This window comes from Streptomyces sp. AM 4-1-1, assembly GCF_029167625.1.
Classification (GTDB): domain Bacteria; phylum Actinomycetota; class Actinomycetes; order Streptomycetales; family Streptomycetaceae; genus Streptomyces.
In genome coordinates this window covers 3,244,323-3,268,923 of record NZ_CP119145.1, presented here as the reverse complement: position 1 = coordinate 3,268,923, position 24,601 = coordinate 3,244,323, and the positions used below count along the sequence as shown (strand labels likewise).

At 66.8% G+C, this 24,601-nt stretch carries 21 protein-coding genes and 4 tRNA genes; 9 read left to right on the top strand and 16 right to left on the bottom strand.

Going from position 1 to position 24,601, the window contains the following annotated elements; translation table 11 throughout:
* Window positions 1-25: 25 nt before the first annotated feature.
* From PZB75_RS13945 to PZB75_RS13930, 4 genes are all read right to left on the bottom strand, one after another.
* Window positions 26-102, bottom strand: a tRNA-Phe gene (locus tag PZB75_RS13945).
* 27 nt (window positions 103-129) lie between these two features.
* Window positions 130-204: transfer RNA gene (locus PZB75_RS13940), tRNA-Asp, on the bottom strand.
* Between the two features lie 38 nt (window positions 205-242).
* Window positions 243-315 (bottom strand) — tRNA-Glu (locus tag PZB75_RS13935).
* A gap of 80 nt (window positions 316-395) precedes the next feature.
* The gene (locus PZB75_RS13930) at window positions 396-2,084 is read right to left on the bottom strand and encodes a metallophosphoesterase (protein ID WP_275535615.1); all 1,689 of its coding nucleotides are present in this window, start codon (window positions 2,082-2,084) and stop codon (window positions 396-398) included.
* A 101-nt stretch (window positions 2,085-2,185) separates the two neighbouring features.
* Here PZB75_RS13930 and PZB75_RS13925 point away from each other — a divergent pair, with 101 nt between their 5' ends.
* The 4 genes from PZB75_RS13925 (at window position 2,186) to PZB75_RS13910 (ending at window position 6,734) form a co-directional block, all read left to right on the top strand.
* Window positions 2,186-2,536: a metallopeptidase family protein gene (locus tag PZB75_RS13925; protein WP_275535614.1), complete on the top strand. Its 351-nt coding sequence runs from the start codon at window positions 2,186-2,188 to the stop codon at window positions 2,534-2,536.
* Window positions 2,537-2,979: 443 nt separating this feature from the next.
* On the top strand, window positions 2,980-3,573 hold the full coding sequence (locus PZB75_RS13920) for a hypothetical protein (RefSeq protein ID WP_275535613.1): 594 nt from the start codon (window positions 2,980-2,982) through the stop codon (window positions 3,571-3,573).
* A gap of 207 nt (window positions 3,574-3,780) precedes the next feature.
* The gene (locus PZB75_RS13915) at window positions 3,781-6,303 is read left to right on the top strand and encodes a DEAD/DEAH box helicase (protein ID WP_275535612.1); all 2,523 of its coding nucleotides are present in this window, start codon (window positions 3,781-3,783) and stop codon (window positions 6,301-6,303) included.
* Window positions 6,304-6,660: 357 nt separating this feature from the next.
* Window positions 6,661-6,734 (top strand) — tRNA-Lys (locus PZB75_RS13910).
* A gap of 33 nt (window positions 6,735-6,767) precedes the next feature.
* On the opposite strand, the gene PZB75_RS13905 is transcribed toward PZB75_RS13910, so the two are convergent.
* On the bottom strand, window positions 6,768-8,381 hold the full coding sequence (locus PZB75_RS13905) for a site-specific integrase (protein WP_275535611.1): 1,614 nt from the start codon (window positions 8,379-8,381) through the stop codon (window positions 6,768-6,770).
* On the bottom strand, window positions 8,378-9,058 hold the full coding sequence (locus PZB75_RS13900) for a helix-turn-helix transcriptional regulator (RefSeq protein WP_275535610.1): 681 nt from the start codon (window positions 9,056-9,058) through the stop codon (window positions 8,378-8,380). The genes PZB75_RS13905 and PZB75_RS13900 overlap by 4 nt, the downstream gene beginning before the upstream one ends.
* Window positions 9,059-9,152: 94 nt before the next feature.
* Here PZB75_RS13900 and PZB75_RS13895 point away from each other — a divergent pair, with 94 nt between their 5' ends.
* From PZB75_RS13895 to PZB75_RS13885, 3 genes are all read left to right on the top strand, one after another.
* Complete coding sequence (locus PZB75_RS13895) at window positions 9,153-9,383, top strand: hypothetical protein (RefSeq protein WP_147958455.1); 231 nt, start codon at window positions 9,153-9,155, stop codon at window positions 9,381-9,383.
* Between the two features lie 233 nt (window positions 9,384-9,616).
* On the top strand, window positions 9,617-10,930 hold the full coding sequence (locus PZB75_RS13890) for a DUF3631 domain-containing protein (RefSeq protein WP_275535609.1): 1,314 nt from the start codon (window positions 9,617-9,619) through the stop codon (window positions 10,928-10,930).
* A 418-nt stretch (window positions 10,931-11,348) separates the two neighbouring features.
* The gene (locus tag PZB75_RS13885) at window positions 11,349-12,221 is read left to right on the top strand and encodes a DUF2637 domain-containing protein (RefSeq protein WP_275535608.1); all 873 of its coding nucleotides are present in this window, start codon (window positions 11,349-11,351) and stop codon (window positions 12,219-12,221) included.
* Between the two features lie 220 nt (window positions 12,222-12,441).
* Here the strand turns inward: PZB75_RS13885 and PZB75_RS13880 are convergent, their stop codons facing one another.
* Genes PZB75_RS13880 through PZB75_RS13870 form a run of 3 tightly spaced genes read right to left on the bottom strand, consistent with a single transcriptional unit; the run spans window position 12,442 to window position 14,388 of the window.
* Window positions 12,442-13,449, bottom strand: coding sequence for an IS3 family transposase (locus PZB75_RS13880; protein ID WP_275533212.1), 1,008 nt, complete (start codon window positions 13,447-13,449; stop codon window positions 12,442-12,444).
* Between the two features lie 20 nt (window positions 13,450-13,469).
* Window positions 13,470-13,853: a hypothetical protein gene (locus PZB75_RS13875; protein ID WP_275533213.1), complete on the bottom strand. Its 384-nt coding sequence runs from the start codon at window positions 13,851-13,853 to the stop codon at window positions 13,470-13,472.
* A 55-nt stretch (window positions 13,854-13,908) separates the two neighbouring features.
* The gene (locus tag PZB75_RS13870; RefSeq protein WP_275535607.1) at window positions 13,909-14,388 is read right to left on the bottom strand and encodes a helix-turn-helix domain-containing protein; all 480 of its coding nucleotides are present in this window, start codon (window positions 14,386-14,388) and stop codon (window positions 13,909-13,911) included.
* A 574-nt stretch (window positions 14,389-14,962) separates the two neighbouring features.
* Between PZB75_RS13870 and PZB75_RS13865 the strand changes: the two genes are divergently transcribed.
* A complete protein-coding gene (locus PZB75_RS13865; RefSeq protein ID WP_275535606.1) occupies window positions 14,963-15,448 on the top strand; it encodes a hypothetical protein in 486 nt (161 codons plus the stop codon).
* A gap of 65 nt (window positions 15,449-15,513) precedes the next feature.
* On the top strand, window positions 15,514-16,176 hold the full coding sequence (locus PZB75_RS13860) for a class I SAM-dependent methyltransferase (RefSeq protein WP_275535605.1): 663 nt from the start codon (window positions 15,514-15,516) through the stop codon (window positions 16,174-16,176).
* A gap of 131 nt (window positions 16,177-16,307) precedes the next feature.
* Here the strand turns inward: PZB75_RS13860 and PZB75_RS13855 are convergent, their stop codons facing one another.
* The 7 genes from PZB75_RS13855 to PZB75_RS13825 form a co-directional block, all read right to left on the bottom strand.
* Window positions 16,308-16,739 carry an ankyrin repeat domain-containing protein gene (locus PZB75_RS13855; RefSeq protein ID WP_275535604.1) on the bottom strand — a complete coding sequence of 144 codons (432 nt, stop codon included), beginning with the start codon at window positions 16,737-16,739 and terminating at the stop codon, window positions 16,308-16,310.
* Window positions 16,740-16,812: 73 nt separating this feature from the next.
* Window positions 16,813-17,901, bottom strand: a complete 1,089-nt coding sequence (locus tag PZB75_RS13850; protein ID WP_275535603.1) for an IS630 family transposase — start codon at window positions 17,899-17,901, stop codon at window positions 16,813-16,815.
* Window positions 17,902-18,083: 182 nt separating this feature from the next.
* Window positions 18,084-19,547 (bottom strand): hypothetical protein, encoded by a 1,464-nt coding sequence (locus PZB75_RS13845; protein ID WP_275535602.1) that lies wholly within the window; start codon window positions 19,545-19,547, stop codon window positions 18,084-18,086.
* A 183-nt stretch (window positions 19,548-19,730) separates the two neighbouring features.
* Window positions 19,731-20,381 (bottom strand): ATP-binding cassette domain-containing protein, encoded by a 651-nt coding sequence (locus tag PZB75_RS13840; protein ID WP_275535601.1) that lies wholly within the window; start codon window positions 20,379-20,381, stop codon window positions 19,731-19,733.
* 43 nt (window positions 20,382-20,424) lie between these two features.
* Entirely contained in the window at window positions 20,425-22,506 is a 2,082-nt protein-coding gene (locus PZB75_RS13835) for a hypothetical protein (RefSeq protein ID WP_275535600.1), read from the bottom strand.
* A gap of 168 nt (window positions 22,507-22,674) precedes the next feature.
* A complete protein-coding gene (locus PZB75_RS13830) occupies window positions 22,675-22,962 on the bottom strand; it encodes a lactococcin 972 family bacteriocin (protein WP_275535599.1) in 288 nt (95 codons plus the stop codon).
* A 684-nt stretch (window positions 22,963-23,646) separates the two neighbouring features.
* The gene (locus tag PZB75_RS13825; RefSeq protein WP_275535598.1) at window positions 23,647-23,931 is read right to left on the bottom strand and encodes a hypothetical protein; all 285 of its coding nucleotides are present in this window, start codon (window positions 23,929-23,931) and stop codon (window positions 23,647-23,649) included.
* Window positions 23,932-24,601 lie beyond the last annotated feature (670 nt).

The window sequence follows — 24,601 nt, the reverse complement described above, 5'->3', positions numbered from 1 at the left end:
CCGTCCACCGGACGGGGCCTTCGGCTGGTGGCTGGGGCCGGGATCGAACCGGCGACCTATCGCTTTTCAGGCGATCGCTCGTACCAACTGAGCTACCCAGCCACGCAGTTCGCCGCAGCGATCTGCAAGCGGTCCTGACGGGATTTGAACCCGCGGCCTCCACCTTGACAGGGTGGCGAGCACTCCAAACTGCTCCACAGGACCAAGCAATGTGCGAGACGAGTCTCGCACACAGTAAAGCGTGCCCCCAACGGGATTCGAACCCGTGCTACCGCCTTGAAAGGGCGGCGTCCTGGGCCACTAGACGATGAGGGCTAAGGGCCCACCTGCGCGCTTCACAGCGCGTCGGGGACGTGAGAAGCATATGGGATGCCGGGAGCTATCGCCAAAACGGATTACCGGGACGGCGAGGCAGTACCCGGGGAACGGGTGAGGGACGGGGGCGGGGAGGGGGTCGGAGGCAGGGTCGGGGAAGGGGTGAGAGGCGGGGGCGGGGAGGGGGTCGCGGGGTCCAGGATCTCTTCCGGCAGATGGCGGCCGACCTCGGCCGTCGTCAGTCCGAGACCGCCGAGGGTGATCTCGTCCCAGGCCTGGAGGCGGTGGGTCGGCCGGTCGAGGTAGAGCACGGAGGCACGCACCTTCTCGGGTTTCTGGTTCTGTACGGCGCGCAGCCCGCCGCCGCCCGTGGAGCCCTCGACCTTCAGCCGGGTACCCAGCTTGAGCACCTCGTTCTGCCGGTGGTGCACATGTCCGGCCAGGACGAGCGGGACCGTGCCGTCGGTCTCGCGGGCCGCGGCCGGTTCGTGGGTGACCGCGATGTCGACCGGGGTACCGGCCGTCTCCTGGTCGCGGAGGGCGGAGGCGAGCCGGATGCCGGCCATCTTCTCGGCGCCCTGGGCCTGGTCGGGCAGTGAGCGGTCGGGGGTGAACTGCGGGTCCCCGGTGCCCGCGATCCGGATTCCGGCCACGGTGACCGCGCTGCCGTTGTCGAGCACGTGCGCGTTCTTCAGGCCCTGCAGATACCGCTGGGTGATCGCGGAGTCGTGGTTGCCGCGGACCCAGACGTAGGGCGCGCCGAGGTCGCGAATCGGGTCGAGGAAGGAGTTCTCGGCGGCGGTTCCGTGGTCCATCGTGTCGCCGGAGTCGATGATCACGTCGATGTCGTACTGCTCCACGAGCGAGCTGATGATGTGCCAGGCCGCGGGGTTCAGATGGATGTCGGAGACGTGCAGGACCCGGATCGTGCCGGGGTCGGGCTGGTAGACGGGGAGGGTCGACGTGGCGTCGTACAGCTTGGTGACGTTGGTGACGAGCCGGGCCAGTTCCTGCTGGTAGACGTCGAACTCGGTGACGATCGAGCGGGCGTCGCCGACGACCGAGGGGGCGCTGGAGAGCAGTCCGGAGAACTTGGGCTCCAGGACGGACTTCGGGTTCCAGGTGGCGTACGCGCTGACGCCGGAGGCGGCCAGCAGGGCGAGTGCGAGGCCGCCCGCGGCGAGGGCGCGGCGCGGACGGCGGTAGACGACGAGGCCGAGCGCGGTGGCTCCGGACACGACGGCGACGCAGGAGCGCAGCGCGAGGTCACGGGTGCCGCTCGCGACGTCCCGGGTGACGTCGTGCTCCAGGCCGGAGAACCGTTCGGGGTGCTGGACGAGGGCCTGCGAGCGCACCGGGTCGAGCCGGTCGACGTCGACGTCGAGGCGGAGCGGGGCGTTGTGCGAGTCGAGTTGGAGCGCGCCGAGCGGCGACACGTTGATCTTGGTGCCACCGGTCAGGGACGGCCGCAGGGTCATGTTCGTGTCCATGGGGCCCACGGCCGTACGGACACTGCCGACGGTCAGCAGCCCCAGCCATGCCCCGATCAGTACGACGGCGAACAGCCCCAACGCGCGGAGGTACGGGTGGGGCGGGGAACCGGTCCCGGTGAGTACGGGTGCGGCTGTGGCTGTCCTCCGGGTGGGGGTGGCCCTGCGAGCGGTGCCGGTGGTGCGGGCGGTTCGGGTGGTGCGAGTGGGGCGGGTGATGAGAGCGGTGAGGCGGTGCCGGGCGCGGACGACTGCGGCACGGAGCGGGTCGCGGGCCATGCGGCGCGTATGCCCCGGCGCGGGGGCAAGCATGCGGACCGGGCTCGCGGACCGGGCTCGCGGGCCGGTCCTTCGGGGCGGCGGTACGGGACAATGGCCGGGTGCTGGAGATGACGCGCGAAGAGTTCGAAGAGCAGGTTGCCGAGGCCCTGGACCGAATCCCGCCGGAACTGACCCGGCTGATGGACAACGTCGCCGTGTTCGTCGAGGACGAACCGGAACCGGGCGAACCAGAACTGCTGGGGCTCTACGAGGGGACCCCTCTGACCGATCGCGGTGAGTGGTACGCGGGCGTGCTGCCGGACCGGATCACCATCTACCGGGGGCCGACCCTGCGGATGTGCGAGACCCGCGAGGACGTCGTCGCCGAGACCGAGATCACAGTCGTCCATGAGATCGCCCACCACTTCGGCATCGACGACGAGAGGCTGCACGCGCTCGGGTACGGGTGACAGGTGACGGGTGGGTGAGGAATGGCGGGTGGTACGGGTGAGGTGGGCGTCCGGCGGGGCGGGGCGGGGCGTCGAGCCGAGTCTGGCCGGGGCCGGGGCCGAGGCGCGGACGGGACCTGGGCGTGGACGCGGCGGGGGCCTGGTGGCGGGCGATCCCCGTACGGAATTTCGGTACGGGGCACTGGGCCTGTTCCTGGGCGGGTTGAGGGCGGGGCGGGGAGCTTCGGGGGCGGTGACGGGCGTGTCGGGCGTGTCCCTGACGGGTGATCGGGAGTTGGGCACGGCGCGGCCCGCGTTTCTTCCTCCCGTACCGCTGGTGGCGCGGCCGTGTCCCTCGTACCGCCCTGTACCGCCCCGCGTCACCTCGTGTCGTACTTCACGTCCCGCCTCGTCCCACTCCGTGCCGTCCCGTCCCCCTCACTTCGCGCCCCGGAGGTGCCACTGTGCGCCGTTTCCCCGCCCCAGCCCGATGGGCAGCCGCCACCGCCGTCACCGCGCTGACCCTCGCCGCGTCCACGGGTTGCATGAGCGTCGGTGACGACGCGGGAAATCCGTCGCCCTCGCGGTCGGCCGACCCGAAGGCCGCGGCGGCGGAGCCGGACGGCGGGACGGTGTCCGGGGTGGGACACAGCAGGGCCGGCGGCAGTGGCGCCGAGGCGTTCTCCGACCGGAGGCACGGCGCGTCGCCCAGTCCCGGCGGCTCGCCGTCCGTCTCCGCCGCTCCGGGCGACCCGCGACCGGGCGCGGGACCGGGGGCCGGGGGGCCGACGCCCACCAAGGGTGCTCCCTCGCCCTCCGCCTCGCCCCCGAAGCCGGGACGTGGCGGCCCTGCGGAACCGCCACCCGCCGAGACCCCGGCCCCGCCGAACCCGCCGGGCCCCGACCCCGAGCCGGAACCCGATCCGGAGCCCTCGGAGCCCTCTCCCGTGCCGTCCGCCTCGCCCGCCGCGCAACTTCGCGCCGATGCGATGAGGGTGCCGGAGAGCTTCGGCTCGATGACCAAGCCGAAGGCATCACCGCAGGTGGGGCCGGTGTAGCGGCAGCGGGAGAGGGGGCGGTTTGCGCTGAGGGGGTGAGGGTGAGTATGGTGGTAGATCGTTTGATACCAATGCCCGGCGCGCACCAGAAGAGCGCCGCGTGGCGCGTTCTCTCCCTTGCCGTGACTGACCGCATTGAGGCGGTCGATTTGCGAATTTCACGGAGTTTGGGCGCGTGCCGAGACTCCGGAAGGTTTCGCATTTCGCATGTCCATTTCCAGTTCTGACAACACCGTCATGCCCGAGCACACCCCCACCACCGACGTCGTCGAGAGCGTCGTCAGCGAGCAGATCCTCGACATCGAGGCCGTCCTGTCCGAGGTCGAGAACGAGGCACTGGCGGAGACCGCCACGGCCCCGGAGACCGTCGAGGCCGCCGAGTCGACCGAGACCGAAGCCGCTGAGACCGCTGTCGCCGTCCCGGAGACCGCCGAGGCCGTCGAGCCGAAGACCGTGTCGGAAGCTGTCGAGCCGAAGACCGTGTCCGAGCTCGTGGAGCCGAAGACCGTGTCCGAGGTCGTCGAGAGCGCTCCCGAGACTGTCGAGGCCGAGCAGGACGACGAGCCCGTGAAGGTCGCGGCCGAGGACGACGAGTCCGTAGAGGCCGTGATCGAGGACGACGAGCCCATCGAGGCCGCCGCCCCCGCCGAGCCCACCGGTCCGACCTTCGGTGAACTGGGCCTGCCCGACGGCATCGTCCGCAAGCTCGCCCAGAACGGCGTCACCGCGCCCTTCCCGATCCAGGCCGCGACCATCCCGGACGCCTTGGCCGGCAAGGACATCCTGGGCCGCGGCCGCACCGGTTCCGGCAAGACCCTCTCCTTCGGTCTGCCGCTGCTGGCCACGCTGTCCGGCGGCTACACCGAGAAGAAGAAGCCGCGCGGCATCATCCTCACCCCGACCCGTGAGCTCGCGATGCAGGTCGCGGACGCCCTCCAGCCGTACGGCGACGTGCTCGGCCTGAAGATGAAGGTCGTCTGCGGCGGTACGTCGATGGGCAACCAGATCTACGCGCTGGAGCGCGGTGTCGACGTCCTCGTCGCCACCCCGGGCCGACTGCGCGACATCATCAACCGTGGCGCCTGCTCCCTGGAGAACGTCCAGGTCGCCGTCCTCGACGAGGCCGACCAGATGTCCGACCTGGGCTTCCTGCCCGAGGTCACCGAGCTGCTCGACCAGATCCCCGGTGGCGGCCAGCGCATGCTCTTCTCCGCGACGATGGAGAACGAGATCGGCACGCTCGTCAAGCGCTACCTGAACAACCCGGTCAGCCACGAGGTCGACAGCGCCCAGGGCAACGTCACGACGATGACGCACCACGTGCTCGTCGTGAAGCCCAAGGACAAGGCGCCGGTCACCTCCGCCATCGCCGCCCGCAAGGGCCGCACGATCATCTTCGTGCGCACCCAGCTGGGCGCCGACCGCATCGCCGAGCAGCTGGTCGAGTCCGGCGTGAAGGCCGACGCGCTGCACGGCGGCATGACGCAGGGCGCTCGTACCCGTGTGCTGGCCGACTTCAAGGACGGTTACGTCAACGCGCTGGTCGCGACCGACGTCGCCGCCCGAGGCATCCACGTCGACGGCATCGACCTGGTCCTGAACGTGGACCCGGCCGGCGACCACAAGGACTACCTGCACCGCTCGGGCCGTACCGCCCGTGCCGGCAAGTCCGGTGTCGTCGTCTCGCTGGCGCTCCCGCACCAGCGCCGCCAGATCTTCCGCCTGATGGAGGACGCGGGCGTCGACGCCTCGCGCCACATCGTGGGCGGTGCGGGCGTCTTCGAGCCGGAGGTCGCCGAGATCACCGGTGCGCGTTCGCTCACCGAGGTGCAGGCCGACTCCGCGAACAACGCGGCCAAGCAGGCCGAGCGCGAGGCCGCCGAACTGGTCAAGCAGCTGGAGCGGGCACAGCGCCGCGCCGGCGAGCTGCGCCAGGAGGCCGACCGCCTGGTCGCCCGCGCCGCTCGCGAGCGGGGCGAGGACCCGGAGGCAGCGGTGGCCGAGGTGGCCGCCGAGGCCGAGGCGGCGCTCGTGGCCGTGACCGCGTCCGTGCCGGAGCAGCCCGCCGCCCGCGTCGAGCGCCGTGACGACCGCGGCAACTTCGAGCGCAAGGAGCAGCGTCGCGACGACCGCGGCGGCGACCGTGGTGGTTACCGCGGCGGCAACGACCGTCGTGATGAGCGCCCCTCGGGTGGTTTCCGCTCGGGTGGTGACCGTCGTGATGAGCGTGGTGGTCGTTCTTTCGAGCGTCGTGACAATGACCGTCCGGCGTTCAACCGTGACCGTCGTGATGAGCGTCCGTCCGGTGGTTTCCGCTCGGGTGGTGACCGTCGTGATGAGCGTGGTGGTCGTTCTTTCGAGCGTCGTGACAATGACCGTCCGGCGTTCAACCGTGACCGTCGTGATGAGCGTCCGTCCGGTGGTTTCCGCTCGGGTGGTGACCGTCGTGATGAGCGTGGTGGTCGTTCTTTCGAGCGTCGTGACAATGACCGTCCGGCGTTCAACCGCGACCGTCGTGACGAGCGTCCCTCCGGCGGCTTCCGTTCCGGTGGCAGCGACCGCCCGTTCAACCGCGACCGCCGCGACGACCGTCCCTCCGGCGGCTTCCGCTCGGGCGGCAGCGACCGTCCGACCGGCCGCCGCGACGACCACCGGAGCACCGGTACCGGCACCAGCACCGGCTCCTTCGGCCGCCGCGACGACAAGCCGCGCTGGAAGCGCAACGGCTGACCACAGCGCGGCTGAACACAGCCCGGTTGACCACAGCCTGGTTGACTGACCGACCACCAGGGCCCGTACGCCACCGACTCGGTGACGTACGGGCCCTGGTGGTACCGACCGGTCCCGGCGGAACGGGCGCGAGGGTCCCGATACGCCCGCGCTCCGCACGGGGCCCGAGCGCTCGGACCGGGTGGGCGCACGGGGAAGCGCCCGGCCCGGCGCCCCGCTCAACACCCGAGAGCCCGGAACCGCACACTCCCTGGCTGTTCCCACCGACCCACCCGAGAACCCCATTTCGAGCCCGGTCACGGATACCGGATCGGATGCCGGGCCCCGGCGAGCTATGCTCGGGGGGTGATTCATCGGGGGCCGTTAGCTCAATTGGTCAGAGCAGCGGACTTTTAATCCGTTGGTTGTGGGTTCGAGTCCCACACGGCCTACCTGGTGCAGGGAGGGGAAACCCCTTTGACCTGCTACTTAGCGCCTCGATCGGCTCCGGCTGGTCGGGGCGCTTCGTCTTCCCTGGCCTCCTGCGTGAGCGATGCGTGAGCGGACGGCCCGACAGCAGGTGCTACAGAGGGGGCTTTACGGGCACGGGGCACCAGAGCGGCGGCTGCCTCAGCGGCGGCCTTGTCGACCTCGGGCAGCAGGCTCGTGTACGTGTCAGAGGTCAGCGTGATTGTGGAGTGCCGCAGGGTCTCCTTGATCGTGTGCAGGTCGCCGCCCCCGCCATGGGTGAGGGTGGCCGCAACGTGGCGTAGATCGCGCAGGGTGATGGGCGGCAGTTCCGTGGTGGCGAGGATGCGCCTGAACGTCTCGGAGACCGTCTCCGGGTGCAGCCAGGATCCGTCCTCGCGAGTGAAGACCTTGCCGGTCTCCTTCCAAGCGGTGTCCCACTTCTCCCGGGCTTCCAGCATGGCCTTGTGGTGCTCCCGCAGGAGAGCGACGTTGACGCTGTCCAGGGCGATCGTCCCGGCGCTGCCATCCGTCTTGGGGGCGGATTCGTACGGATCCCAGCCGTCGACCACGATCTCTTTGGCCGGTGTGATGAGGCCGGCGTCCAGGTCGACATCGGTCCAGTTCTGGCCAACCGCCTCGCCCCTGCGAAGACCGCGGGTACCCACGAGGTGGAAGAGCACATAGAGCCGGTCGGATTCGGCTGCGTCCAGGAACGTTCCGAACTGCGCCGGCGTCCAGACCATCACCGGCGAAGGCAGCTCACCCGTGGCTCGCCAGCGCTCCACCCGCTGCGCAGTCCAGAGGAGCGGCTTCGGGCGCTTGCCGGATTCCAGCTCGACGTGGGAGGCCGGGTTGAAGGTGATGTACTGCTGGGCTATTGCCGCGTTCAGGGCAGCTCGCAGTGTGCGCCGGATGCTCTGCTGCGTGGCTGGGCCGGTGATCTTCCGGAACGGCTTCATCTCGGCGAGCTTCGCCCGTTCGACGGCGAGCAGTGCCTGTTCGGAGGCGACGGGACGGCCCGGCCTGCTGGGCTTGCACCTGGCGATCTGCTCGCGCCGTTCGAGGTTCTCCGCCTGGATCACCTCGTTGGCGTCGGCTATGCCGTCGTACATCTCCACCAGGTGGCCGACGTTGAGACGGTCGAGGCGGACATGGCCGATGCGGGGCTTCAGGTGGACGCGGATGTGAGAGGCGTACCCGTTGAGTGTCGTCTTCCGTGACTTCTTCGCAGTAAGCCACTGATCGAGCCACTCACCCACCGTGCGCCGTCCGATCAGGTCCAAGCCCGCCCTGAACCGCCTGCGGGTGTCCTCGATGTCGGGCAGGGGAGCTTTCTCATCGGCGACCTGTTCGAGCAACTCCGCGATCCGGTCGAGGTCGTGATCATCGTCCGAGTCCGCGATGGCGATGAGGGCCCGCACGTGGTCCAGATCGCTTTGCGCAGCCTTCAACGTCTCGTAGCCGGCGCGGTTGAAGGAGCGGCGGGTTCCGTCGGCTCGGGGCGGGAGCTCCTGGCGTATGGAGTAGGAGCCATGCTTGCGGCTGGCGAGCTTGGGGCACCTCTTGCCGAGCGGCTTGCCGGTCTCGGCGTCTCGGCAGTAGCAGCGGCGGTGGGTGGATCCCTTCAAGGGCGTTCCTCCGTGGTGGTATCGGGGACCCATTCGGGCGGGTCGACGTCGTGGAGTGCGGGCGGGAGATCGGGTGGAATGGCTCCGTCTTCGCGGAGCTCGCGACGGAGGTACCGGAGCTTGTACTTGGCCGAGACGGCTTGGTCGGCGTACGCGGTCCGCCTGCGTTCGGCCTCTTCCTGCTGGGCGCGGCTCGTTGCCGTCCTGGCCGCGAAGCGTGCCTGCTCTTCTTCGTCGAGTGCAGCCAGGGACGTCCCTACGAGGCTGGCGTGCGCCTCGAAGTCGGGCACTAGGCCGGCATCGTGCCCCAGCACCTCCTGCTCGCCGGTGAAGCGTCGCAGGGCGTCCCAAGTCGGCACGAGCCGCTCGAAGGGGAGTTCCTGGGTCTGGTCGACGTAGCCGACCGGGAAGATGAGGCAGGCCGGGTACGTCTCGAGGGCAGCGGCCAGCACCAGCACGTCCACCAGCGGCAGGCTGGCCCGGCGGCCGGACTCCATGTTGGCGATCACGTTGCGCGGGATCGGGTGCCCGAGCTGCTCGCACCGGTCGGCCAGCTCCTGCGCGCTCCACCCCATCTCCTTTCGTCTGCGTCGGACTTCGCCGGCCACGTTCGCCTGGACCCGGTCCACCCACTCCGGGAAGTCGTCCGCATCATCATCCACACGGCGTTGTGTCATGCAGACACATTAGCTTGTGGATTCTGATTGGTAGCTGCCTGGAGCCGGACGTGATGACCGCGTTCGCCGACGGCTGTACCGAAAGGGATGGCGCATGCGCGAAAACAGCACAGAGGGGTCGCCGAAGGGGATGAGTCGTGAGGACCTGCTCGCCCTGCCCGTGGCCGTTGACCTCGAAACCAGCAACCGTGCTCTGGGGCTCGGGCGGAGCAAGGGGTACGAACTGGCGAAGCGCGGCGCGTACCCGTGCAAGGTCCTCCGGTTGGGCAGCGCCTATCGGGTCGTGACTGCGGATCTGCTGATCCTGTTGGGCCTGGCCGCATGAGAGGCCGGGAGCGTAGCAAAGGGTTCTGCGCTGAGCTGACACAGAAACGCTGGACTGTGGACGGGCGCGACCGTACTGTCCGTGTTCCCTCGCGGTACCCCAGTGCCTGCGGGAAGGGGGAGAGCCCCCGGCGGTGCAACGCCGGAGGCCCCATAACTCCCCAGCGATCCGATGAGAACCGACCCGGCGGAATGGGCGGGCGAGCCCGCCACCGCCAGACGAGGAGCTGCCCAGTGGAACCCGAGAACCCCAAAGGCTATTCCGAGCCCGCCAAGGCGAGCTGGCCCCCCACCGCAATCCCTGGTCGGCCTGGTGCCCATCTGTCCGCCGCGCAGCCTGACGACGCCGCTCCGAGCTTGACCGGCAATGCGCCCGCGCCTGGCGCCGCTGAGGCGCCAGCATCGAGCGGGCTGGAGAACATGCCTGATGCGGAGTCGACGCAGGGCTCCGCGCTGCTGGATGCACTGCATGCCCAGATAGCCCAGTTCGTGATCCCGCCGTCAGCGGAGGCGCTGGATGCAATCACGTTGTGGGTGGTAGCTACGCACCTCCAGCCCGCGTGGCAGCACGCGCCGCGCCTGGCGGTGGTGGGGCCGGCCAAACGGTGCGGTAAGTCGCGGCTCCTGGACGTGCTGACCGAGACGGTCCACGAGCCGATGCTGACGATCAACACCACGCCTGCGGCGATCTTCCGCTCGATCACCGAGGAGGAGCCGCCGACGCTTCTGGTGGACGAGGCGGACACCATCTTCGGTACGCCGAAGCAGGCGGAGCGGAACGAGGAGACGCGTGGCCTGCTCAACGCCGGTCATCAGCGCGGGCGTTACGTGACGCGGGTCGTCGGTAACGACCACACCCCGCACAAGTTCGCCACCTTCGCCATGGCGGCCATCGCGGGGATCGGCGACCTGCCCGACACGGTCATGGACCGGTCGGTCGTGATCCGGATGCGTCGGCGGGCGGAGGGGGAGAAGGTGAAGCCCTTCCGCTCCCGCCGTGACATCCCTGCCCTGCACGACCTGCGCGACCGGATCAACGCGTGGGCCAGGCCGCTTCTGGAGGAGGCAGCGATCCTTGAGCCGGATATGCCGGTCGAAGACCGCGCCGCCGACACCTGGGAGCCCCTGGTGATCGTCGCCGAGCTGGCCGGGGGTCCCTGGCCGCGCCGGGCCCGAGTGGCATGCGCGCGGATGGTCGCCGCCGAAGTGGCAGCCGAGGAGGACCACCCCGGCGGCGCACGGATCCTCGCCGACATCCGCCGGATCTTCGCCGCCCAGCGCGAGGTGGACAGCCTGTCCACCGAAGACCTCCTCCACCACCTGCGCCAGGACCCCGAAGGCCCGTGGGCGGAGTGGGGTCGCGGGGGGCTGAACGCCCGTGATCTAGGCAGGCTGCTGCGGGACTTCGACGTCAGGCCGGGCAACGTCCGGATGGCCGACGGAACACAACGCAAGGGCTACACGCGCAACAAGTTCCTCGACAGCTGGCGGCGGTACTGCCCCACCGTCCACCCCGTCGACCCCCGCCCCGCCCCCGACAAGGGCTGAGGCCCGCCGCCTTGGTTGCCGTCCCTGCCGTCCTTGCCGTGATCTCGCAGGTCAAACGGCCTGCGGCCGAGACGGCGACCGGGGCCAAGACGGCAACGCGATCACGACCACCGGCGTAGCCGCCCAAGACGCTGTCCGGATCCGTCTTGCCCGTCTCTCGCGTCCATGCCGTATCAGTGCAGGTCACGGCCATGGTCGGTGAGACGGAAGACGCAAGGCCGCCGTCCCCTGCTCGGGAGGCGGCCACTCCGGGCCGGGCTCAGGCGCGGCGAACTGCCTGAGCCCTGTTGAGGCATAGCTGACGCTGGCTGCACCCGCCGAGACGGGTAGCCGGAGCTGCTGCCGTACCGCCCTGACCTGCACTTGCAACGGCCAAGACGCCAAAGACGCACCACACCACCACCCCAGGAGCGCCCGCTTGCCCACCCCTCCCATTTCAGCCCCGCATGATCAGCCCTCGGACGGCCAGACGGGCGAACGACGGCCGGCATCGCCGCGGGGCGATGCCGAGCGCTACGCGCTTCTCGCAGCCGGCATCGTCATCGTTGCCCTGACCGCCGGAGCCTTCTGTCTTTCGTACGCGCACTTGGCCGACGTCGCCGGGCAGCATGGACTGGGAGGTTCACCGGTCCGCCGCTGGGCGTGGCCCGCCACCCTGGACGCGTTCATCGTCGCGGGCGAGCTGCTCATGCTCCGCGCGGGCCTGCGTCGGGTCACCGACCGATGGGCCATCGCTGTGACCGTAATCGGATCGATCGGCTCCATAGCGCTGAACGTTGCTGGGGTCAGCGGAACGCGCGATACCGGCGACACCCCATTCCTCGACTACGTGGTGGCGGCGGTTCCCCCCGCAGCCGCGATGGTGGCCTTCGCCGTACTGATGCGACAGGTCCACCAGCTCGTAGAGCGGCCCTCGCCCGCGGGTTCCGGGCAGGTGGTGAGGGCGTCGGTCACTGCACCTCTCCGGTCCGCCGGAAAGCCGGCGGAGCCAGCACAATCCGACCCCGTCACGGAGCCACCGGTTGCCGCGTCCGATGGATCTCCGGAACTTCCTGCGGAGGTTCCGGCGAGCAAGCCCCGAGGCGGCCGCCCGCCTGGTGCCCCGCTTAGGGAACTCGTGGAGATCGGCAGGACTGCCGGTACCGAGCAGGGAAAACTCACCCGTGCCACCGTTCGGAAGGCACTTGAGGACAAGGGCCTTCCGATTTCCAGTGAGCGGCTGACTGAGGTGATGGGCGTCCTCCGGAAGGAACTCAAAGCCTCCGCCGAAAGCGCTCCGGCCAGCGGCTGACCAGCACATGTCGAGTGACCGGAACTCGTTCCGGTCACTCGGCCAAGCGGTGCACCGACCCGCGCGCCGCTCACTCATCCATACCTGCGGACAGATTCGTGTGACCGCCCACAGCTCACGGACCGTCCCGAAAGCCCATCTGCCCTCCCGCCTCTACCTGGAGACCCGCACGTGACGCATGACCCCGGAAGATTTCAAGTCCAGTGAGACGGTCGTGATGCTATGAGGTTTGTGGTGCGGGTTCCCTGCGCTTGGCTGGGTCGTTGATCCATGCCTGCTGGGGTATCCGGGGTGGTCGGGGGCGGCGGCCGAAGCGTTCGGGGTGGCGGATGTATGCGTCGGCGAGGGTGACGGCCCGCTGGTCGCGGACCTCCTCGGCGGTGCCGAAGTGCACGCTGGCCGGTGTGTGCCAGCCGATGCCCGAGTGCCGGTGTTCGTGGTTGTAGTACGCGATGAATGCCTCGAACCACTCGCGGGCATGGGCCAGCGAGTCGAATCGTTCGGGGTAGTCGGACATGTACTTCGTGGTCTTGAAGTGTGCCTCGCTGTAGGGGTTGTCGTTGGAGGTCTTCGGCCGCGAGTGCGACCGGGTGACGCCGAGGTCGACCAGCAGCTGCGAGACCCTCTTGGAGGTCATCGAGGTGCCGCGGTCGGCGTGCACGGTCTGGGGCACGATGCCGTTGCGGATGATGGTCTCGCGGATCAACTCCTCGGCCCGCACCGCTGATTCGGCCCGCTCAACGGTGTGGCCGACGATGTAGCGGCTGAAGATGTCGATGATGACGTAGGCGTGATACCAGGTGCCCTTGACCGGTCCGGCCGCCTTGGTGATGTCCCAGGTGAACACCTGCGAGGGTCCGGTTGCGACCAGCTCGGGCACTGCTTTGGCGGGATGAGCGGCCTGCCGTCGGCGCTCACCGGACTGACCCTGCTCGCGCAGGATCCGGTACATCGTCGAGACGGAGCAGTAATAGCGGCCGGCGTCCAACTCGCGGGCCCAGATCTGGGCGGGCGCCAGTTCGGCGTACTCGTCGCTGTTCATCAGTTCCAGGACGGCAGAGCGCTCCTGGTCCGTCAGGGCCGAGGGCTGCACCTGCGCGTGGGAGCGGGGTGCGCGGACTGTCGGGGGCTTGAGGCTGCGATAGTGCGTGGCACGTGAGCGACCGGTCAGCCGACACGCGGCCGTGATGCCCAGCTGAACCTCGACGCCGGTGAACGCCTCGTCCACGACAGGGACTGCGGCAGGCTTCAGTCCGCGCTCTCGGAGATCATTTCCAAGAGCGCGGAAGCTTTTCCCATCACCTCGAGTGCGGCCCTGTTCCGGGCCAGGTCCTTCTCCAGCCGTGCCACCTGCTGCCGCAGTTTCTCGTTCTCCACCTCCGCGGCGGACTTCTTCCCACGGGCCGGGCTCGTGCGGCGGTCGACCAGGTTCTCCAGGGCCCGGGCGTCCCGGGCGGCCCGCCATTCCTTGACGTGCGAGTGGTAGAGCCGTTCCCGGCGCAGGACCGCGCCCTTCTCGTTCCTGGGCGCCGCGTCGTACTCAGCGACGATCCGCAGCTTGTACTCCGAGGTGAAAGTGCGGCGCTTCGGCCTCGGTGCCGGGTCGGACCCGACCGGTTCAGTGCTGGTCATAAGGGGCGATTCTCCTGTCCTACCCTCTCAGGCTAACCCGACAGAGCGGGATGTCTCACCCAAGGCTGGCAGAGAGGGCCGCGGTACCGGCGAGGGCGCGGGTGAGGGCGCGTCGGTCCATCACGAGATCACTCCTGGTGAGGTGGGCAGCCAGGTCCACGGTGGCGTCCGGACGCCAGGGGATCTCGTCTGTGTCTGGCCGGGCACCTGACGTTTCTGGCTGGTCCTGCTGTGCTGTCGTGTGTTCGCCCTCCCAGGGGCGTGGCGCGAGCCTGAGCAGGCCGCCCGGGATGCGAAGGCCGTCGGCGATCCGGCAAACGACGTCGAACGAGGTGACGCGCTGGGCCCCGCTGATGATCGTGGACACCTTGCCGGGGGTGAGCTGGCAGGCGGACGCGATGCGGTTCTGGGAGAGGCCGCCCCACTTCTTGATCAGGGTGAAGGCAGCGGCGAAGTCGTGCTCGATGAGCGCTGCCCGGACGTCTGCTCTGTCGAGCACGTCGGGGGCGAGCACGCCAGGGGTGGTGGCATCCATGGGCTGACTTCCGTTGCGATCCTATGCACGCGCAGGCGCCTTACTGGAGCGCCAACGAGTGTATTACCGCCTCGGTAACCCCCGTCGGTCATCCCGCAGTTACCTCGCCAGGACGACGCTGTGGTGGCGACGGATACCGCAAGCGACGCGGAGAGACCCATGGCGATGACGATGAAGGTGTACGAGGTGAACCGCGACGGCGGGATCCGAGTGCTGCAACCGGAAGCTGAGGTGGTCCCCCTCGAACGACCTGAGACCACCGACCGGTTCCCGGCCTGCGAGTGCCCACAGTGCAAGGGACGGCCGTGACCGCCACCCGGGAACTCCCCCCGCTCGAAACTCTCACGTGGGGCCAGTCCGCCGGCCGGGCCTGCGTCTGGTGCAAGAGGCTGCTCACGACCGGCGCCGTAAGCGCCGGCACCATCCGATGCCGCGACGGCGCCCACGTCCTCGACACCGAGGTCTGGGCCTGCCCCGAGTGCGACGCCGGAGAAACCCCACACACTTCCGCCCGGCCTGCCGGCCAGGCGGGACCGCCCCGGCACCGGGGCACGTCCACCACAGGAGGAAGCACATGACCATCGCGTTGGAGCGTCCCGTGGGCACCACCGACCCGGCGACCCTCGTCGACCCCGAGATGTTGGAGCGGCTCGCCGCCCGCATCACCAAGGACCAGCCCGACACTGATCTGCCCACCGCCCGCCGCATTGTCGGCCAGGCCGCGGCCTTCCTCGCCGCGAGTGCGGCCCTGCCCGACGTTGCGCTGTCGCCGAGCAAAGCCGTGGATGTCGGCTGGCACACGTGGATCCTCCACACCGTCGACTACGCCGCCTTCTGCGACCGCCTCGCCGGACGGTTCATCCACCACGTCCCCACGCCGGAAGGCGACAGCGCCGAAGGCGGGTCCGCAGCAGCCCGGCAGCGCACCCTCGACGCCATGGCGGCCGCAGGGTTCCGGATCGACCACGATCTGTGGCCCGATGCCGCCATGATGGGCGAGTGCTCCCAGTGCCACGCGGGTTGCACCGACAGCCCGAACGGCGGCAAGAAGTCTGCGTAGTACCACCCCTGTAGCCGGTCGCCCGGTGCACAACCGGGCGACCGGCCCCATGAACGGAGCAACAGGTGACCGAGACCAAGGCGTGGGACACGTACGCGAAGCAGAAGCCGGATCGGCGCCCCGTGAACGCGGCGGGCGAGACGACCTGGTTCAACTGGACGCAGTACCCCGACCACGGCCCCGGCGCCGAGCTCCTCGGCGTACGCCCCGGCTCGGCCGTCCTCGAACTGGGCTGCGGCAAGGGCGGCAACCTAGCCCACCTCACGACCCTCGGCGCCCACGCGGTAGGGGTCGACGTATCGCTCGCCCAGATCAAGGCGGCCGGCGCCCGCTGGTCCGACATGCAGATGACGCTGCACCGCACCGAGGCGACCCGCTTCCTCGAGGAGACCGGAGCCAGCTTCGACTCCGTGTTCTCCGTGTTCGGCGCCATCTGGTTCACCGACCCCGCGGTCCTACTGCCCGCGATCCGCCGTCGTCTGCGCCCCGGTGGTGTCCTCGCCTTCTCGCAGCGGCCCCCGATCGAGGGCTGCTACGGGTGCCAGGCGTCGTACATCAACCGGTCGGAGGACGAGGACCCGCTCGTCGTGAAGCGTTGGGACTATGAACCCGACCGGTGGGTGGAGCTCCTCATTGAGCACGGCTTCACCTCGGCAACCGCCCGAGTCCTACCTGCCCCGCCCGGGCCGAGAAAAGTCGGCACGCTCCTCGTCCGCGCCCACGGGTAGGCGGCGGCAAGACCCGAAAGCCCCGGCCGCGCGGGGTGGGTTCTATTGACGGAGAGCGAGAAATCGTCACAAAAGTACTTAATCGTGAGATCCATCGAGCGCGATGGAGCTTGACTGACGAACGGCGAGCCCTATGCGGTCCCTGTGGTCGTCGCACCCGCTGCGGTGAGCAGAGCGACAGATTCGGAATGGGCGCCGTCGCTCGCCCAGTTAAGTGGTGAGCGGCCCGTCCCGTGAACTTCACGAAGGTTCGGATCAGCTCCACACGTCAGCAATGCACGCACCGTTTCAGTATGTCCCCAGCAGGCAGCGGCGCAGAGAGGCGTGCCTTCCGAACCCGGGCCACTACTTTCCGTGTCTGGCGAGGCTCCGGCCGCCAAGAGCAGCTGAGCGACCTCGGCATCTCCATCCACAGATGCCACATACAGAGGTGTCGCGCCCTCACGATTTGGTCGCTCCGGGTCCGCCCCGGCCTTCAGTAGAGCCTTCACACGGATGGCATCGCCCATCAAGACTGCTACGAAGAGGTGCCGGGAGAGTTTTTTCCGTTGCCGCTGGTTCATAGGTGCCGAGGCTAACGAATGGGAACGCGCAGGACCACCTATAACCATACAGTTGATGGCGGAGCGCCCGATTCTAGTGTCCTGAGTCGTTAATTCGTGTGCAGTATGCGGCGAGTGTGTCGAGGATGTCGTCCGCGGTCTTCGTCCAGACGAACGGCTTGGGGTTCTTGTTCCACTCGTTGATCCAGCGGCGGATGTCGCGTTCGAGTTCGATGACGCTGCGGTGGGCCGAGCGGCGGAGTTTGCGGGAGGTCAGCTCGGCGAACCAGCGCTCGACGAGGTTGAGCCAGGACGCCGAGGTGGGGGTGAAGTGCAGGTGGAAGCGGGGATGCCGCAGCAGCCACTTCTTGACCGGTTCGGTCTTGTGGGTGGCGTAGTTGTCCAGGACCAGGTGAAGTTCGAGGTCCTTGGGGACGGCGGCGTCGATGACCTTCAGGAAGCGGAGGAACTCCTGGTGGCGGTGGCGGCGGTAGTGCTGGGCGATGACTGATCCGGAGGCGATGTCGAGGGCGGCGAACAGGCTGGTCGTGCCGTGCCGGACGTAGTCGTGCGTCATCTTCGCCGGCGTGGCCGGGGCCATCGGCAGGACGGGCTGGGTTCGGTCCAGGGCCTGGATCTGCGACTTCTCGTCCACCGCCAGGACCAGCGCGTTCTCCGGCGGCGACAGGTAAATGCCCACCACGTCACGGACCTTGGTCACGAACTGCGGATCGGTCGACAGCTTCCACGTCTCCACGATGTGGGGCTTGAGGCCGAAGGCCCGCCAGATCCGCGAGACGGCCGACTGCGACATACCCTGCGCCTGGGCCATCGAACGTGTCGACCAGTGCGAATCGCCTGTTGGTGGGCTCTGGCCGAGCGTCCTGGCGACCATGGCTTCGACCTGCTCGTCCGTGATCTTCCGCGGTGCACCCGAACGCGGCCGGTCCACCAGGCCCTCCAGCCGGTCCGCGACGAACCGGGACCGCCACTTACGCACCGTCTCCCGCGAGACACCCAGGTCGTCCGCGACCTGGGCGTTCGACCGGTCCTCCGCGCACGCCAGCACGATCCTCGACCGCAGAACCAGTGCCTGCGACGCAGTCTGCTTGCGCAACCAGCCCCCCAGGACCCTGCGTTCGTGATCGGACAGTTCCAACGACAACGGCTTCGGACCAGGCATTGCCCTACCCTATAACCGCAAGCAGACTACCGACTCAGGACACTAGCTTCTCACCACGGCGTTGGCCCCTATCGTTCCGAGGCCGCTGACCGCTGAAGCCGCACGCTTGCCTGGGAAGTTTCGGTAGGTCTTCGGCGCCATGACTGACTCGGCAGGTGGCCTCCGGATACATGCCGCACGGACTACAAGTGGCGCTCGTACACCACCACGCGACGCCCACGGACCTGCTTGTCCGCGACCACGGTGAAGTTCTTCTTCAGCACGGCAATCTTCACCTTGTCCCGCTCCGCGGACACCGGACGGGCCACTCCAGGCACATCAGTGACCAGCAGTATCCGGTGCTGTGCCAGCATCACCGTCCGTATCCGCTCCGGACCGGCCTCCTCACCATGCAGCGTCCCTGACTCCGCAGGGCTCTCTGCCAGCGCGATGTCTCGCAGCCCGACGAAATCATTGGGGGAGACCAGCTCACTATCACGCCGGGCTGCCGGTATGAACAGCACCGCTTCCCCGACCTTTTTCATTTGCCTCACGTCCTCCGCCACCGACAGGACATCGTCCACTCGACTCGCCGGGGACCGCTTGGCCAGCGACTGCGGCAACAGGGCAACCACCGCCACCACAACCACTATCGGCACGAGCCACAGCGATGCTCTTGGGAACCGCGGTTCGGCCGACCGTACCGCTGCACCCAGCGACGCTCCAATAAGCAGGGCAAGGCCCAACATGCTGAAGAGCACATAACGGTCCAGGAACAGCGGCTGGATCAGGGAGAGGCCGATCAGTCCGATCTGCGGCACCGCCAGCAGCGGTAGAGCTACGCTCGCCAGCGACAGCCGGCCAGTCATCGGCCGATCCAGTAGTGCCCCGAGGACGCCGATCAGCAGCAGGACTGCCGGGCCGATCATCATGTGCCAGGTGAGCGGCGGTATCCAGGACACCTGCTTGGACTGGGTCCGGCTGAAGAGAACCAACGGTAGTGCAGCCGCCACAGCGACCGATGCGGTCGCCGCCCAGGATGCCCACGTTCTGCGCCCTGCCTTCGTCCAGATCAGAGTCGCCAAGTGCGCGGGCAGAATCAGGAGTGACAGCCAGTTCAATAGCGAGCACACCAGGACCGTGCCTCCATACGCCACCCAGCGCGCCGCCGGGGCGCGCCCCTGCATGAGGGTCACCAACAGCAGTGTCGAGATGCCGGCGCCTGCCGCGATCAGGGCATACGGACGCCCCTCCTGGAGGTAGAACTGCACGGCAGGAAGCAGCCCGAACGCCATTCCTCCCCCCAGGCCCGCCCAGACTCCAGCCAGCCGGTGACCAATGGCTGTCACGCATGCCGCCGCCACAGCCATGGCCAGCACCGAGGGCAAACGCAGGGTCGCGGTACTGGCCCCGAAAATCTCAAATAGTTCGTGCATCAGCAGGTAGTACAGCCCATGCACGGCATCGACTTGCCCCAGCATGTGCCAGATGTCAGCGACGGACCGCCGTGCCACCTGCCAAGTCGCGGCCTCGTCCCGCCACACGCTGTCCTGCCGAGACAGCCCCAACAGACCGAGGCCGACAGTCCACAGTAGAGGGATCAGGTAGATGAGCACGCGACGGCGAAAGACGGACGGGTGGCAAGTGATCAAGGCGCTTAGTTCCATGTATTGGCGTGCGGACCGAAGCCACCGTCGGACTCGCGTGAAGAACGCCGTCCGGCAAGTAGCCTCGGGTGTGAGGAAGGGGCTAGAAAATGACAGGAGTCTCGATTGCTGGGGATCCTTTCCTGCGCCCGACATAGAACAATGGCCCTAGATCATCGCCGGATGGGGGCGTCGAGGCTCTCATCAAGCGACGAGAGAGTTCGCATTCACAGCGAAAACTGTGTCGCACTGTTCGCGAACTCGGTCATCATGGGTGGCAATGACAACAGCGCATCCTGCATCGCTCATATCACGAAGGATGTCGATGACTGCCGCGGCATTGGCGTGATCTAGAGCGCCTGTTGGCTCGTCGGCGAGTACTAGGGCAGGTTGCTTGACCATGAGTCGGGCGAGCGCCACCCGCTGCTGTTCTCCGCCGCTGAGGTGGTGAATCTTCTCGTTCCCCCGCCCTACCAAGCCCACCCGGTCGAGAGCTTCGTCGAGCGTCGCGCCGGTCCTTCCTCGCAGCGCCCGATGCGGTTTGAGAGCGATGTTCAAATTGTCAATTACGGTGGCGTTCTCGATCAGAGCGTAGTTCTGAAATAGATAGCCGAGAATGTCACGGCGAAACAGACGGGCCTCGCGCCGCCCGAACCGCGTTATATCCCTGCCCTCATGATAAATTGCACCCCCAGTCGGCTTGTCGAGGAGGCCGATACAATTGAGAAGGGTGGACTTTCCCGATCCGCTAGGGCCAACTAGGGCCAACATCTCCCCCTTGCTAATTGTATAGGTGACGTCAGACCACAATTCCCTGGTGCCGAAATTTTTCGACAGCTTTACGATATCGATCACAACTATGCTCCTGCTGGGTGTACAGACGTCTCCTGCGTTAGCTTCACGCCCCGGCCGCCCGATCCTTGACAATGCGCCGATGAAATGCGCCAAGCGCGAGAAGAACAGCACAAAATTCAATGGCAACCAGACCGGCGATGGCGCCGAGGTCCATGGAGGTAATCTGGACGGGCGGGAAGGGAGTGGGGATCCCCTGAGAGGTAAATTCCTTGAGATCCTGGTTCTGCTTCCACACCTGGATGGGAACCCACCAGGCGAGGAAAATCGCAAGAAGCCCCTCTACAGCAAGGATGAAGCGGTGGGTAGAAATGAACCGCCAACCGCTGATGTGCTGCGCGAACACGGCCTGGGAATTCTTGCGCGCATGAATTATGCAAACGCCGAACCCGGTAATTAGAAGCACGGCCACAGACGCGATGAGATTGAAAAACAATAGCCGGTAGTCATTAACAGCGTTTCTGAGCCTCAGCGCGGCATTCTGGCCCACTGGATTCACGGCTGCCACATAGGTCTGCAGGCCGTTTTCGTTGGCCGCAAGAGGTTTCAGGACATCATCTGGGTCAGTGAATACGATCCCGTCCTGGGTCGCATACGTGGTATAGCCATCGTTGGTGAGGATGTTGGAACCATTAGGCACCACAACAACGACTGGGTCGATCACCAAGGACCGGTCATCGTCTGGCGTGTAAGCCACATTAGGGCTTAGAGCACCCGAATTGTAGGCGAAGACAGCCTGACCGCTCTTCGCTTGGAGGGGCTCCACCTTGAGACGTTGGCGGAGATCCTCATCGAGTCTCCCGAATACGTCTGGGACTGCGGCCTTGATGTCCGACGCGTGACGCGAAAGCGATTGAGGGATGATCACCCGCACCGAATGAGCCTTTACCCCCATCCCCCTGGGTGGCGCTGGTGAGTACCGCTGCCCATTCAGGCCGAGGATCGACTCTTTGGCGAGAAATGTTTCATTGACAATGAGCATCTCGCCTCGTGGTAGGTGCGCAGTTGAGGAGACATTCTGGAGATCTTTTCGTCCGACAACAATGATCTCGCCTGCCGCGTCGGCCTGGCGCAACCATCGACCCACATGCGCGACCACGGATTCAGAGTCGCCTCCCCAGCTGCCGTTGAGGCGAATGGCGACGGCGTCGCCCGCCTTGGCGTAGGTTTCCTGGTTGTCCTGGCGGGCTGCCACGTGCCGGCCCGCCTGAGTGACATCCATCGCAAAGCCGAGGGCGAGCAGCACTGCGGGAACGCGGACCAGGTACGTAGAGACGAATGCCGCCCGGGCAGGTAGCTCGCCCTTGAGTGCCCGCAGCACCTCGACCCGGTAAGTGAGGGCAAGCGCGGCGGCATGGGCGGCCAGCACCAGCAGGAGGAGCAGCCCGGCGAGGCACGCGGCAACTGAAGCGAACAGGCCCAGCCAAGCAAGGCCGTTGTACAGGCCGAGGGACGCCAGTACCGCTGCCACCACAGTGCAAGCAGCAAGCGACCAGAACACCGCCAGCTGCTTGAGATCACGAACAAGGAGGTCCGCAAAAGACATACCCTGCAGGCGTAGCACCCCATATGCCCTCGCGCTCAGCAGCACGCTCGCGCCGATCATCGTCACTGCGGCGAGAGCAATCACCCAGAATGACCAGAGCAGTTCGCCACCTGAGAAGAGCAGGGCCAGCTGGCTATACGAAAGAGGGTGCTGCACGCTTGCACTCAGCCCGAGATGGTCGAGCTCAGCCACTAGTTTGTCTGCGGCAGTGGGCGATCCGAATACGTAGTAGAAGCCCCGTGGATCACGCTGTCCGATCTCGACAATCGGATGCACCTTAGTGATTACATGTTTACTGAACGCGGGGTAGCCGTGACTCAGCCATGATGCCGTATCGGAATTCGGATCACCTGAGGCCATATATAGGTGCCGCCGGCCATCGGGGTTCCTTACATCCGGAAGCTCGCGAGCGACCGAGACCCCATGCACGTCTGAAAATTCGGCAATCGCACGGGCGACCTGAGCGCCGCTTACCGAATCGTCAGATTCGGAGATCCAGATTTGAGCAGAGCTCCCCAGCACCAACTCCTCGTCCAGTCCCCGCACGAACAGAAAGGACATCATCGCCGAGAAGATCAGCACGGCAGCGTGGACGAACTTAATACCTCGGTGGAGCATCAGTTACCTAGAGTTGGGCACTCGCGAGCGCATGTCATAAGAATTGACTGTAAGGATAGGGCTACGAGGCGAGATCGGACGCCTCGTAGCCCCGGTCGGCGGCTTAGGATTCAGGACCGCGCAAGCAACGCTCTAACACGCAGGGTCGTAGTACGCCTTGCTAATCGTGTAGGCTTTTTCCGCCGAAGCCTTGGCCCACACCTTTTCCTTGGTGCAGCCGCTCTTCGCCCAGTATCTTCCTTCGACCGAAGAGGCGTGGTAATTATCCTTGTGGTAGTAGTTGGAGTAGACGTAGGTGCCGCCCACTGCATGGCTCCACAGGCCACCACCGGCCTCCTCCGCAGCCAGCGCAGGAGCGGCGGCTGCGGCGGCTATGATGCTTGCCGCGACTGCCACTTTAATTCCGCTTCGCATCTTCATGATTGACTCACTTTCCTTGCGCTGTCTGGCGACATAGTGATTGATGGTGCACCGAATATGGGCAGTGCGCATTGCTTGAGCAGCACTGCAATCAACTGCCGATCGGTCGACTTCTTCCCCCAACCAAATCAAACTGTCAGGCGGGGACGCAGAGCTCGCCTAGCAGCGCCGCGATCTGGAAGCGGGGGCCTTCCGAGGGTCCGCCCTAAACTTCGCCCGGAAGGCATTCACCGACCCTCGGGATGATGGCCGGGCGGGACTTGTGCGGAACCGGGTGAACCAAGGGGCGCAGCGGCAAAGCTACCTACAGGGAAACCCGATCAGGCAGCGATCCATGGAACACGGCAGGCGTGGGGCGTCATGCCCTCCGGGCACAAACTGTTGATTACTTCCTTGCGAATGGCCCGCCACGTTCTCAAGGAGCACACCAACTGGACGCACAGCTCAACCGGCTCCCGCGCACCGCTGCTCTGCCCAGGATTTTCCCAAGCCCACTGTTCCGCCAGAATTTCATATACTTCGGCGGTCGTCGTAAGCTCGCTCCCGAAGACCGTGTGCGCCACGTTCTGCCTGACGATCCGAGCACTTCGAGAGTCCACAGCCTGCTCAACAAGCTGCTTGACCCAGGTCAGCCCCTGCTCCTCTGCATACAGGCCGAAGTTCAGGGCGCGCGTTGGCACTGCGTCAGCCCCTCGTGATCGTCTTCTTTGCGCAGTGCTTCGCGCGGTAGCCCTGGGTCATCTGGTCGTTGGCGTCCTTGATGGCCGCCTTCCACGCGAGGTCCTGCGTCTTAGCCCACCCATGCCCATTGAAATAACCGTGGGCGGAGCTGTCCGAGATACGCCACTTGACGCATTGCACGGTCGCATTCCATCCGTTCGCCGCCTGTGCAGGCGCGGCAATGCCCAAGGAGAGCACGGCTGCTACAGCAGTGGTGACGATCGGGGAGATAGCAAGAAACTTACGCATGAGCGTTTCTCCAAGGGGTCGATATGCCACATGGCAGGGGGCAGGTAGAAAACGCCGTGGCCCACACTGCCCTGCTATTGCCAGGCATGCCAGATACAGCCTTGGCCACATAGGCCAAACGGCATCTGGTTATTGGTCCCCTACCCCCTGAACGTCACCCTCTTCGGTGGTCAACCGACCGGGTGGACATGCCAAAACTTACGGGAAGGGAAGGAATCTTGGCAAGCGATTTGAGTGACGCGAGGAGTAACCGCGTTGCACGCAGCGGGCCGTGGAGGCTGTCTCGCGCCAAGAGGGCACGCGTGGACAGGACTTGCTAGAAGTGGTGTTCACAGCACTGTCGTTCATGAGACCCGTGCGCGGGGAAGCGGGGCCAGACTTGCAGATGTACCAAGTGACTGCGGGCTCGTGGCCGTTGGGGGTCCACCGCTCGCAGGTGTGGAGGCATGTTCGTCAGCCTGGCTATGAGTGAGTTCCAAGTCGTGACAGAACGGCTGTGACCACATCGCCCCACCCGTCGGCGTGACGACTCAGTGTCAGAAGGCGGAGGAACTGGAGTCCACCACACGTGCCTGCCGTGCGTGGGACCACCTTCGCGCTCTGTTCTACGGCGGTTGCGGACCCCCACCTTGTGCAGATGTAGGTCTCTTGCGATCTTGCTCTCCTTGCC